The 10,696-nt window shown below is 61.6% G+C and carries 14 protein-coding genes; 5 read left to right on the forward strand and 9 right to left on the reverse strand.

Annotated elements, in window-relative coordinates; all coding sequences use genetic code 11:
- Positions 1 to 168 precede the first annotated feature (168 nt).
- The 4 genes from F7P65_RS21265 (at position 169) to F7P65_RS21280 (ending at position 2,343) form a co-directional block, all read left to right on the forward strand.
- Positions 169 to 801 carry a peroxiredoxin gene (locus F7P65_RS21265; RefSeq protein ID WP_150295490.1) on the forward strand — a complete coding sequence of 211 codons (633 nt, stop codon included), beginning with the start codon at positions 169 to 171 and terminating at the stop codon, positions 799 to 801.
- Between the two features lie 10 nt (positions 802 to 811).
- Positions 812 to 1,471 (forward strand): carbonic anhydrase, encoded by a 660-nt coding sequence (locus F7P65_RS21270; protein ID WP_150295492.1) that lies wholly within the window; start codon positions 812 to 814, stop codon positions 1,469 to 1,471.
- A gap of 53 nt (positions 1,472 to 1,524) precedes the next feature.
- Positions 1,525 to 1,872: a hypothetical protein gene (locus F7P65_RS21275; protein WP_150295517.1), complete on the forward strand. Its 348-nt coding sequence runs from the start codon at positions 1,525 to 1,527 to the stop codon at positions 1,870 to 1,872.
- 84 nt (positions 1,873 to 1,956) lie between these two features.
- Positions 1,957 to 2,343: a hypothetical protein gene (locus F7P65_RS21280; protein WP_150295494.1), complete on the forward strand. Its 387-nt coding sequence runs from the start codon at positions 1,957 to 1,959 to the stop codon at positions 2,341 to 2,343.
- Between the two features lie 50 nt (positions 2,344 to 2,393).
- On the opposite strand, the gene F7P65_RS21285 is transcribed toward F7P65_RS21280, so the two are convergent.
- From F7P65_RS21285 to F7P65_RS21325, 9 genes are all read right to left on the reverse strand, one after another.
- Positions 2,394 to 3,818, reverse strand: coding sequence for an efflux transporter outer membrane subunit (locus F7P65_RS21285; RefSeq protein ID WP_150295496.1), 1,425 nt, complete (start codon positions 3,816 to 3,818; stop codon positions 2,394 to 2,396).
- Positions 3,812 to 4,711 carry an efflux RND transporter periplasmic adaptor subunit gene (locus F7P65_RS21290; protein ID WP_150295498.1) on the reverse strand — a complete coding sequence of 300 codons (900 nt, stop codon included), beginning with the start codon at positions 4,709 to 4,711 and terminating at the stop codon, positions 3,812 to 3,814. Before F7P65_RS21290 ends, F7P65_RS21285 begins: the two co-directional genes overlap by 7 nt.
- A gap of 1 nt (position 4,712) precedes the next feature.
- Positions 4,713 to 4,937, reverse strand: a complete 225-nt coding sequence (locus tag F7P65_RS21295; RefSeq protein WP_150295500.1) for a DUF1656 domain-containing protein — start codon at positions 4,935 to 4,937, stop codon at positions 4,713 to 4,715.
- Positions 4,934 to 6,997 carry an FUSC family protein gene (locus tag F7P65_RS21300; protein ID WP_150295502.1) on the reverse strand — a complete coding sequence of 688 codons (2,064 nt, stop codon included), beginning with the start codon at positions 6,995 to 6,997 and terminating at the stop codon, positions 4,934 to 4,936. The genes F7P65_RS21295 and F7P65_RS21300 overlap by 4 nt, the downstream gene beginning before the upstream one ends.
- Positions 6,998 to 7,210: 213 nt before the next feature.
- A complete protein-coding gene (locus F7P65_RS21305; RefSeq protein ID WP_240334431.1) occupies positions 7,211 to 7,465 on the reverse strand; it encodes a hypothetical protein in 255 nt (84 codons plus the stop codon).
- 199 nt (positions 7,466 to 7,664) lie between these two features.
- Positions 7,665 to 8,129, reverse strand: coding sequence for a hypothetical protein (locus F7P65_RS21310; RefSeq protein WP_150295506.1), 465 nt, complete (start codon positions 8,127 to 8,129; stop codon positions 7,665 to 7,667).
- A gap of 11 nt (positions 8,130 to 8,140) precedes the next feature.
- Positions 8,141 to 9,352, reverse strand: coding sequence for an NO-inducible flavohemoprotein (gene hmpA, locus F7P65_RS21315; RefSeq protein WP_150295508.1), 1,212 nt, complete (start codon positions 9,350 to 9,352; stop codon positions 8,141 to 8,143).
- Between the two features lie 41 nt (positions 9,353 to 9,393).
- On the reverse strand, positions 9,394 to 9,669 hold the full coding sequence (locus F7P65_RS21320) for a TehB family protein (protein WP_150295510.1): 276 nt from the start codon (positions 9,667 to 9,669) through the stop codon (positions 9,394 to 9,396).
- Complete coding sequence (locus F7P65_RS21325; protein ID WP_150295513.1) at positions 9,662 to 10,099, reverse strand: group III truncated hemoglobin; 438 nt, start codon at positions 10,097 to 10,099, stop codon at positions 9,662 to 9,664. The genes F7P65_RS21320 and F7P65_RS21325 overlap by 8 nt, the downstream gene beginning before the upstream one ends.
- 107 nt (positions 10,100 to 10,206) lie before the next feature.
- Here F7P65_RS21325 and F7P65_RS21330 point away from each other — a divergent pair, with 107 nt between their 5' ends.
- Positions 10,207 to 10,635, forward strand: a complete 429-nt coding sequence (locus F7P65_RS21330; RefSeq protein WP_150295515.1) for an Rrf2 family transcriptional regulator — start codon at positions 10,207 to 10,209, stop codon at positions 10,633 to 10,635.
- Positions 10,636 to 10,696 lie beyond the last annotated feature (61 nt).

Below are 10,696 nucleotides of genomic sequence, written 5' to 3' on the forward strand. Positions count from 1 at the left end.
GCTTCCGCGAGAAATATTTCGGGATGCCTGTGGATCTGATGACAAGGCTGCCCAGCTCCAAAAAACGATGCCAAATGAACGTCGCAATATTGCTGTTAAGCATAAATAACATTCGTTTGTTTGAATTAACCCTGTGCCGCACAACAGGCGGTGAAAGAAGGAGGTTCCATGACGATTCAACTCGGGCAGATCGCTCCTGATTTCGAACAGGAAAGCACGCACGGCCGGATCCGCTTCCACGACTGGCTTGGCTCGCATTGGGGCGTGCTGTTCAGTCATCCAAAGAATTTCACACCGGTCTGCACCACCGAACTTGGCGAAGTCGCCAAACTTCGTCCCGAATGGGACAAACGTGGCGTCAAGCCCATCGGTCTCTCCGTCGATCCGGTCGAAGCCCATCGCAAATGGGAAGAGGACATTCGCGAAACGCAGGGCACCGCGCTGGACTTCCCCATGATCGCCGATCCCGACGCGCGGGTCTCAAAGCTCTATGACATGATTCATCCTGAGAACGATCCCACAGTAACGGTTCGATCGGTGTTCGTGATCGATCCGTCCAGGAAGGTCCGCCTGATCCTCACCTATCCTCCCAGTACGGGTCGCAACTTCCCGGAAATATTACGGGTGATCGACAGTCTCCAGCTTACGGATATGCGCAGCATCGCGACTCCCGTAAACTGGTCACCAGGAGACCCCGTCGTGATTTCCCCCAAACTGTCTGAGGAAGAAGCCGCTCGTCAGTTCCCTCAGGGTTACATGACGCTCAAGCCCTATCTCCGGATTGTCGATCTTCAACAATAGGAAAGACGAAATGCGGGAACGCGACAAGGACGGGGTCGTAGCGACGGAATGGAATATTGCCGACCTCCCGTCACTATTCGAACGGAATCGCGCATGGGCCGATGCCAAGACCCATAGCGACCCAACATTTTTCAGTCGTCTTGTGGGGCAACAACGTCCGCGTTATTTCTGGATCGGCTGCTCGGATAGCCGCGTGCCCGCGACAGAGATTGTCGATCTCGATCCAGGCGAGATGTTCGTGCATCGCAACGTTGCCAACCTCGCCATTGCGGACGATCCAAATTTCGCCGCTGCGCTGCAATTTGCGGTCGAGATACTCGAAGTCGAGCACATCATGGTCGTCGGCCACTATGGTTGCGGCGGCATTCATGCGGCCATGACAGCGGAAACCGATGGCGCAATCGGTCACTGGCTGGCGCCGATCCGGGAGATTTATCAGAGCCGTCCGTGTCAGGACAACGAACCCGGTGCGACCGACCCAAACGACCTTTGCGATCGCAATGTCCGAGCGCAGGTCGATGCCCTGACGGCCAATCCGATCGTGTGCCAGGCCTGGGAGCGCTCAAAAAGGCTCACCCTCCATGGATGGGTGTACTCAATCGGCGATGGTCGTTTGAAAACGGTCTGCAAACCCGTGGATAGTCCCCTTGCCCCGGGGAACGGACAATGACCGGCGGTCGCGTTTTAACCACCGCGGATCGAGATCATCGTCGGCAGCATGGAATGAAGACCGCCATCATCGCCTGCATGCAGGCAAACGCTCCGGATCGCCATCTCGATGGCAAGATCGCGCTCGCAATATTCCCGGCCTTGGCAGAACTCCCGATGATAGCGGAAGGCGTCTGGCGTCAGGATGACGGAACACATGCGCGTGCGCTGCGCTACTCAGCGTCGCGCACCGCAGCCGCGACGCTTGTTCCCGCAGGTGGCTGGATCGAGAAGCACGGGAGAGAGGTCCATGTCTGTGGCGAAGACGGTGAGTGGACAGGAACACATCGGATCGAAGCCATTGCACTCTGCATCGCAGCGCTGAGCGCCCGACTGGCCAACTATGTCGAGCAGAATTATTGAGCCGTTACCGCAAATCATTCTCGTCGCAGGACGTCCGGACATCGATAAGATGACCGAAAAATTCCCATGACAAGCTCAACAACGATGAAATCTGGAATATTCATACCAGCGCTGCTGCTTGCAACACAGCCATCTACGCTCCATGCCGCGCCCTCGCCCGTCCGTCCGTTCACGTTCGAGGCGTTGGAGGGTGGCTATCAATGGGACGGCCATCTTGGCAGTGCAAATGCTGCGCTTGTGCGTGCCGTGCCGTTCGGGATCCCCTTCTGGGATGCCCTCGACACGCTCGAGGCCGCTGGCGCGCGATGCACTGGCGATATGCGCGATCCTCGGCTGGCCAGATGCACATATTCCGCGCGCATCACCATCAACGACTATTATCCGGCGGACGCAATCTGGACAGTGGTGCTGAGCCAGGAAGATGGGAAGGCTGGCGGCCTCACATTGAGCCGCGATATCGACGAACGCTGATAACCACCATGACGGCCGCAATGTGCTCGCCTGGGCCCGTCGCGTAAAGCTCATTTTTCCCCGGATGTGCTTGCCCAGCCGCCGCCCAGGGCAAGGAATAATGCAATCTGATCTTCATTCATCGCCGCCCGGCTTTCGGCCACCGCCTGCTCTGCCGTCACGAGGTCGCGCTCAGCCTCCAGCGCGGGAAGTTCGGCGATCTTGCCGCCGCGCCGGAGCTGCATAGTGCGCTGGGCGACCCGTTCAGCTTCAGCCCGCGCTCGTTCAAGGCCCTGCTGCTGGTCGATCCCAGCCGCATAGCTGTTGAGCGCCGTTTCCACCTCGCGCAGCGCCTTGACGACCACACCATCGAACGTCGCGAGATCGGCGCTGCTCTGGGCCTGCGCAGCGGCGATCCGGGCCCGCGCCGCATGGCGGTTGAGCGTCCAGCTGATCAAAGGGCCGAAGCCGAAGCGGTTGGTGAGCGGTGAGAGAAAATCGGCCGCAGCCCCAGTCGATCCGGCCGAGGCACCCAGCCGGATATCGGGATAGAGCGCCGCTGTCTCGACCCCGATGCGCGCGATCGAAGCCGCCAGACGGCGCTCCGCCATGCGGATGTCCGGCCTGCGCCTGAGCAGGGCCTGGCCATCGCCGACCGGCAGGACCTGCGCCAGTTCCAGCGGATGGCGGCAACCAAGCAGACCCATATCCGCCTGATCCGGGGTTCCGCCCTGCAACGCCGCGATGCGGAAAAGCGCATTGCGCTGACGGGCAGCGAGGCGGGGCAGGCGCGCCTGGCTGCTTTCCAGCGCGGCCTGGCGATGATCCAGCTCATAGGGCGCGGCGCGGCCAAAGCGGATCAACACCCCGGTCAGGTGCAGCCCCTTTTTCTGGAGCGCGATCGACCGGCCCAGCACATCGATCTGGAACCCGCTGTTGCAGGCATCAGCATAGGCCCGCGCCGTCTCCGCCGCGACATTGACGCGGACCAGATCACGCGCGGCGACGGCAGCTTCCGTGTCGGCGCTGGCCGCTTCTATCCCTCGCCTAAGTCCGCCAAAAAGGTCGAGATCATAGCTGACGGCGACGCCGGCATTGTAGATTTGCCGGGTCGGCGGCTGGACATGCTGCAACTCCGCCTCCGCGGATCTTTGCGCGTAGCTGGTTTCCGCGTTCAGGCTGCCCTGGATTTCCCGGCTCGCCCCACGGGCGTCCAGCAAGGCAAGACTGTGCTGGAGATTGGCCTCAGCCACGCGGAGATCGGTGTTCGCCTCCAGCGCCTTTGCGATCAGACCGTCAAGGACCGGGTCGTTATAGAGTTTCCACCAATGATCGGGCAATGGCTCGGCCTTCGTGACCGCGACGGCGGAGAGAAAATCCCCCTGTGCACCGGGCGCATTGATCGTGGCGGCTGCCGGCAGATGATAGTCAGGGCCAACGGTCGTGCAGCCTCCCAGCATCGCTGCGAGAATGAGAAAACAGGCCCACCTCACCATGGCAAGCTCCGGTGCACGCTGCGGCCGTCATTGCGGGGATGGACGATGACGGTCGCCGTCTGGCCGGGGATCATCCGCACCTGGGGGGGAATCCTGTCGATCGTCACCCGCACCGGAATGCGTTGTGCCAGGCGGACCCACGTGAAGGAGGGATTCACATTGGCGAGTTGGCCGTCCGCCCCCGCACGCTCGCGATCCTCGACGCCGCCCGCAATGCTCTGCACATGGCCTTCGATCTCGTCCGCGACGCCCATCAGATAGATGCTCGCCGGATCGCCAACCCGGATAGCGGGCAGCTTGGTTTCCTCGAAATACCCCTCCACCCGCATGGACCTGCCATAGACCAGAGCCAGAGCCGGCTTGCCCGCCGTCAGATAGACGCCCGGTTGCAGCGACATATTGGCGACCGTCCCGTCGACCGGCGCGCGGACGAAGGTGCGATCGAGATTGAAGCGAGCAAGATTGCGCGCAGCGATGGCCTGGCCGATGCCGGCGCGCAACTGGTCGACCCGCGCCTGGCCCTGCTCGATGGCTTCTGCCGCGATCACTTCGGTCATGGCATGGTTGCGCCTGTCCTCACGGATCGCCTGCGCCAGGGCCGTCTGCTGGCTCGCGACATTTGCCACCGCTTGCTCCAGCGCCAATTGATAGCGCGGGCGGTCGATGACGAGGAGGACGTCGCCCTTCCTGACCGGCTGGTTGTCGCTGACGCGCACCTCAGTCACAAGGCCGCTTACATCGGCCGCGACCGGCACCATGTCGGCGCGCACCTTGCCGTCGCGGGTGACGGGCTCGACCTGATAACGCAGCCAGAGCGCATAGATCCCCCCCAGAATGACCAGGATGACGAGCAGCGTCGCGATCGAACGCAGAAGATTTTGGCGATGCAACATGTCAGGAAGCGAACCATCGATAGAGGAAGGCGTCGGCAAGGGCGCTCAGCCCCCACCAGAACAGGATGAAGAGCGCGAGTTCCAGCAGGCTCGGGTGCCAGAGCAGTCGGTGAACCGGAAGACGCTGAAGCGGCGCGCGCAGCAGGTAAACGAGGATGACCGCCAGCACGGCCCAGGCCAACGCCGCGGGAATGTACACGCCGAGCAGATGAATCTCCTCGATCATGCCATCGCCTCCATGGTGAGCGGGCTGGCGGCGGGAAACAGATTGCACCGCATGCCGACCAGGGCGCGCAGCGCGGGACGCCGATATTCATCCATCGGCAGATCGATGAGGGCTCGCAACGCATGGTCCATCGTCGCGAGCAGCGTCTGCGGTGGTGCCTCAGCCCGGCCAAGCCGCCAGCGGGCGGTGTAGAAGCGCGTCAGGCCGGCGAGCACGGCGCCAAGGCTGTGACGGACATCGTGCGGTACATGGGAAAGCGCCCTGCGAAGCGGAATGATGTTGCGCCCGATGCGCAGGTCGGCGAGGCCATCGGCAGCGTGAAGATCCTCGCTCGGTTCGACGATCGCCATCCGCGCGGCGACCTGTCCCAGGCGATCGATGGCTGTCGCGGTCCAGCGCTGCGGCATGAAAGGCCGGCGGATGTCGGCCAGTTGCGCCATGTCCGCCCAGTTGGCCCGCACGATCCGGCGCGCGGTCCACAGGACATTGGCCGAGCGGAACATCTTGGTCACGGCCAGCGTCGTCACAATGCCGCCGAGTTGCGCGAGGCCCGTGTTGACGAACAGGGCGAAATCGGCCTGGAACCGGGCCAGGAAGCCCATAGCCACGATGAAGCAGGAAAACATCGGCAGGGCCTCGGGCGAGCGCTTCGGGTCCGCCTGGATATAGCCCATCCACAACAAGGCTGGGGCCAGAGTGATGATGAGCATTTCATAACCGTCGACGCGGGGCAGGATGACGAAGAGATAGAGGGCTGCCAGCGGAAAGGTCTTGAGCGTTGCCAGCAAATAGCGGCCGATCACCGGCGCGGGATCATCCTGGGCGGCGAAGGAGCATGTGATGAGCGCCGCGAAAGCCGCCGTCGCCGAACCGTTGGGCCAGGCGAGCAAGATCCAGACCGCGCAATAGATCATGATCGCCGTGGCGGTCGCGAACCCCGCCAGCGCCGCCACGCCATGGTCCCTCGCAAGCGCGAAAGATGCGGTCTGCAGGGTATTGCTGCTGGGCCGTCCGGGTTTGCCGATCCTGTCGGCAAGACGTCTGCTCGCGGCAAGCGCGGAAAGAAACTCCGCCATGCGGGCACAGGCGCTCGCAGTCAGCAGGGCCGTCCAACTTCGTTCGGTTTCCGCTTTTGCAGCCATGCGTTGGCATTGCCGGATCAGGGACGCCGCCTGACCAAGCCGACTATCCTCGCGCACCAGCCATGCGGAGATGCCGTCCAGCAATTCTATCAGTTCCGGCGAAAGCGCATCATCCGCGCGCATCAGATCAAGGCGGTTTGCGGCGGCTGACGCCAGCGGGAGGATGCTGGCCAATTGCTGCTGCAGGGCGGTCACACGGCGCTTGGTCGCCGGCGCCCAGCGCTGGTCGAACGGCAAATGTATCGCGATCATGCCAAGCTCGGTCACGTCAGCGGCGAGAATGCGTCGGTGCTCATATTCCAGTCTTGTATGACGGCTGGAAAGCGCCTCCGCAGCCCAGCGGCGCGCATGACCGAGAAAGGATTGCGCCCGCGCCCGAATGACCGGGGTGGCGCTCCAGGGCTGGAACAGGGCATGGACCGTCGTCACGCAGAGGATCGCGACCGTCATCTCCTCCACCCGCGCAATGGTGGTCTCGAAGACATTGGCGGGATCGTCCAGATAGGGAAAGCTGATGACGGCCGAACTGAAGGCGGCCATCTGAAACAGAAAGGCGCGGGGCGTTCGATCGAGAACGGCAAGATAGATGCAAAAGCCCGTCCAGGCGGCGAGACACAGGACCAGCAATTCAGGAGAGTTCTGCAAATTGGGCACGAGCAGGATGGTGACCACCGCCCCCGTCGCGATCCCGGCCAGGCGATAGAAGACTTTGGGACGGAAGGCTCCTGCCATGGGCTGGGCCGTCACATAAACGGTCAGCAATGCCCACCAGGGCCGGGGCAAACTCGCCGAAAAGGCTATGGCAAGCGTCATGGCCGCGGCGAGCAAGCTGCTCATCGAGAAGAGCAACTTCTGCGGATCAAGCTGCAGCGTGGGGAATTGCAGGCGTTTAATTTCGCCGGTGAGCGTAACCGTCATCTCTTGCAACCGTGACACAATGGACATTGTCACGATCGAGAGTGATCGTGCCTATGGCCCCTTCTTCGCGGGCCTGACTAATGGTGCTTGTTTCCGGTCCATAGATCAAAATATTGATGGCTGACCGCAAGAATTTTGCACATCGCAACGACTGCTCCGAAATCGGAGATTTATGTGCGGGACTTGCAAAGTCCTACTCAGCACGAATAAAGATTATGTGTTTCCGGACTTGTCCTTCCGTACTGCATCCCAGTCATCGGATCGATCTTGTCCTTGCCCCGAAAGCAGGAAGGCAGAAACTGGCACGATGATGAAGATGGCGAGCATCAACTGCTCTTCTGTCATGATGCGATGCCGATGCAGCAGATAGATGCCGTATGTCGCGACCGCCATGGTGAAAGTCCATATCACACGATGCCAGGTGGGGCATGGGTGCGTCGCGGACGACTTCGATCGCTGCCCCTTCATGGGCATCCTCTCCTGTAGGCGCAACCTTCGAAGCGGTCTTCACCATGACGGCCTAGGTTGCGATGTTGGGCAACCGGCGACCTGAGCGCAAATGAATGTTTTTGCGGGCTGACTTCAAAACTTGTGATTGATCAGAATCCTGGCACGCAAGTCGCACGGCATCTCATGCCCCACCCAGCAAACCGGCTATGAACAGAAGTCAGATCAGTCCGTGGCTCCCCGCTACCGCGCCAGCGACCGTGCCGAGGGCAAAGATCAGAAGCAGGCGGTGCGTCCATTCCATGCGCCGGAAATCGGCAGCGGGCCGCACGGACTGCTCCATGCGCCGATGCAGGAACCGGGGCTCGATGACAAAAAGCATCGCGGCAAAGATGAGCCAGACGCCCAGCATGGCATGCATCCACCAGAAATGCGGATCGGCGAACCGTTCCCACATATGGGCCCGATAGATCATCCAGAAGCCGCTACCTCCCGCGAGCAACACCCAGATGCGAGCCTGCACGGCAAATCGCCCTTCCAGCCGGTGGAAGGCGCGAAGCCGTTCCTCCGGTCGGTTGCTATTACGAATGGACGGCATCACCACGAGCGTGACGAACGCCACGCCCCCGATCCAGAGCAGGACCGCAAGAACGTGGATAGCCCGTGCCATGGTGATGTCGTCCATCGTCCGTTCGCTCAGGCCGCGAGCAGTTCGTCAGCCGGGCCGAAGAATTCGTAATGGATGCGCGCCGACGGTACGCCTGCCAGCGACAGCGTCGAAACCGCGTGACGCAGAAATGGGCGTGGCCCGCAAATATAATAATCAGCATCGGCGACCGGAGTGTTGGCCACCAGCCATTCGTCGGTGATGATCCCCGCTGCGTCATAATCGCGGCCTTCGACCTCATCAGCAAGCGGGGTCTGATGGAAGTCCGTCACCTTGACCGCCTTGCCCCTGGCGGCGACGGCCCGGACATGGTTCCGCATCGCGTGCGTCTCGCGGTCATGCGTCCCGTGGATATACTGGATGGGAACCTGCGCACCGCCTTCGACCAGCGCCTCCAGCATCGCCACCATCGGGGTCAGGCCGACGCCGCCGGAAAGCAGGACCACCGGCCGCTCGACATGGTCGGCCAGGAAGAATTCGCCGGCAGGTGCGCCCACCTTGAGAATGGTTCCAGCCTTGGCTTCCTGATGGAGCCACCCGGAGGCCAGCCCCTGCGGCTCACGCTTGACTGAAATCCGGTAGCTCTGCCCGTTGGGCGCGGCCGAAATCGAATAGTTGCGCTTGACCGGCGGATGGCCGGGAATCTCGAACCAGAAGGTGAGATATTGTCCTGGCCTGTACTTCATGACCGGGCCGCCATCGACGGGACGCAGGATGAAGGAGTTGATCACGCTGCTTTCGCGCACAACCTCTTCCACACGGAAATCGCGCCAGCCGTTCCAGCCTCCGGTCGTGTCCTTCTGCTCGGTGTAGATACGGCCTTCGCGCGCGATCAGGATGTTGGCGAGGAACCAGTAAGCCTCCCCCCAGGCAGCCAGGATTTCGTCGGTCGCCGCGTCGCCGAGCACCGCCTTGATCGCGCCCAGCAGCGCTTCGCCCACATGGGGATAATGTTCCGGCAGGATCTGCAAGCCGACATGCTTCTGGGCGATACGTTCGACGGCCGGGGCGAGTGCTCCGAGATTGTCGATGTTGCTGGCATAGGCCAGTATGGCGCCCGTCAGCGCGCGGGGCTGCGAACCGGCATCGCCATGGTGCGACTGGTTGAACAGGTCACGTATCTCAGGGTTCTGAAACATCCGCGAATACATTTCGCGGACGATGTCCAGACCGTGGGCTTCCAGTGCCGGCACCGTAGCCTTGACGAGGGCGATTGTCTGCTCGCTGAGGGGTTGTGACATGATATCTCCTTTGCTGCGGTTGGCGTTACGGGGATGGCCGATCAGGAAAAGGGCGCCTGATCGTAAAAGTCGATCTGCATCTTCATGGCACCGATCGGCGTCACGAAATGCGGTTGTTGGGGAAGAATGACACCAGGATTGTCCGGGGTGAGGACCACCTCTGATAGAGGATCGAGACAGGTGAGTTGGACGCGCCCTTCCAGGATACGGATCACCCCCCAGACGCCGGCCTTTGTGTCATGACGGGTGCGCAAGGCCCCAGGAAGCGAGTCCTGATCGAATATCGGTGTGGACCGATAGGGCCGGACATCAGCCACGGCGCTTACTCCCTTCAGCGCAAGCCTGCGCCTGCACAGGCTTGGATTCCGGCTGACGATCGAGGCGGAAAAACATGGCGAGTTGCAAACTCTCGGCAATCTGCGCCGCCTTGGCTTGAAGGGCAACTGCTGCGCACGGGTTCATCAGTTCGTCGGTGGTCTGCTTCCAGAGCCGCAACCAGCGATCGAACAATGGCGGCGCGATCCGCTGCTCGTGCTTCTGATGCACGGCCACCGGCCTCCCCTTATAGCGGCCGCTCGCGAGCATCACCGACGACCAAAAAGCGGTCAGCTTTTCCAGATGTTCCGGCCAATCCTGCACCGCATCATGGAAGATCGGGCCAAGCTCGGGATCAGCCCGAACACGGGCATAGAAGGCGTCCACAAGGCGAGCGAGGCTCCCTTCGTCGATCCGTGCAGCGCCATCCACGACTCAAGCTCCAATCATGCATTGGAAATGCATCTATGACATTCGCTCGAAAGATGCAATGATAATACATGTTATTGAAGCATGGTTGAGGATCGATCAAACCGGCCATGAAGCTGACGTTGTTCACGGACTACTCGATGCGCGTGCTGCTCTACCTCGCGGCGCGACCGGACCGTCTGTCGTCGATCGCGGAGGTCGCGCAGGCATATGGCATTTCGCAGAACCATCTGATGAAGGTGGTGAACGACCTGGCCCGATCAGGATATATTGAGAGCCTCAGGGGGCGCGGAGGGGGGATCCGGCTCGGGAGAAAGCCGGCGGACATCAATCTGGGCGAGCTCGTACGCCACACCGAAGGGGGCTTCGATCTGGTGGATTGCGGAAGTTGCGTCGTTGCGCCGGCATGCCGGTTGACCGGCGTGCTACAGGAAGCGCTGTGCGCCTTCTTGTCCGTGCTGGATCGATACTCGCTTGCCGATCTCGCAGCAGAACCAGGCCAGCTTGAACGCATTTTCGGCGCGGTGGGCACGAGGTAGCCGTCATCCATCGGGCGCTGGACTGATTATTCACGAACTGTCCGTCGTCAGAACATTTGGC

The organism is Sphingobium estronivorans, from assembly GCF_008692605.1.
Classification (GTDB): Bacteria; Pseudomonadota; Alphaproteobacteria; order Sphingomonadales; family Sphingomonadaceae; genus Sphingobium; species Sphingobium estronivorans.

Coding starts and splice junctions, on each gene's coding strand:
- hmpA (WP_150295508.1), bottom strand. CDS start 9,352: ATGTCACAACCCCTCAGCGAGCAGACAATCGCCCTCGTCAAGGCTACG.
- F7P65_RS21270 (WP_150295492.1), top strand. CDS start 812: ATGCGGGAACGCGACAAGGACGGGGTCGTAGCGACGGAATGGAATATT.
- F7P65_RS21290 (WP_150295498.1), bottom strand. CDS start 4,711: ATGTTGCATCGCCAAAATCTTCTGCGTTCGATCGCGACGCTGCTCGTC.
- F7P65_RS21275 (WP_150295517.1), top strand. CDS start 1,525: ATGAAGACCGCCATCATCGCCTGCATGCAGGCAAACGCTCCGGATCGC.
- F7P65_RS21310 (WP_150295506.1), bottom strand. CDS start 8,129: ATGGACGACATCACCATGGCACGGGCTATCCACGTTCTTGCGGTCCTG.
- F7P65_RS21305 (WP_240334431.1), bottom strand. CDS start 7,465: ATGAAGGGGCAGCGATCGAAGTCGTCCGCGACGCACCCATGCCCCACC.
- F7P65_RS21265 (WP_150295490.1), top strand. CDS start 169: ATGACGATTCAACTCGGGCAGATCGCTCCTGATTTCGAACAGGAAAGC.
- F7P65_RS21285 (WP_150295496.1), bottom strand. CDS start 3,818: ATGGTGAGGTGGGCCTGTTTTCTCATTCTCGCAGCGATGCTGGGAGGC.
- F7P65_RS21300 (WP_150295502.1), bottom strand. CDS start 6,997: ATGACGGTTACGCTCACCGGCGAAATTAAACGCCTGCAATTCCCCACG.
- F7P65_RS21295 (WP_150295500.1), bottom strand. CDS start 4,937: ATGATCGAGGAGATTCATCTGCTCGGCGTGTACATTCCCGCGGCGTTG.
- F7P65_RS21330 (WP_150295515.1), top strand. CDS start 10,207: ATGAAGCTGACGTTGTTCACGGACTACTCGATGCGCGTGCTGCTCTAC.
- F7P65_RS21280 (WP_150295494.1), top strand. CDS start 1,957: ATGAAATCTGGAATATTCATACCAGCGCTGCTGCTTGCAACACAGCCA.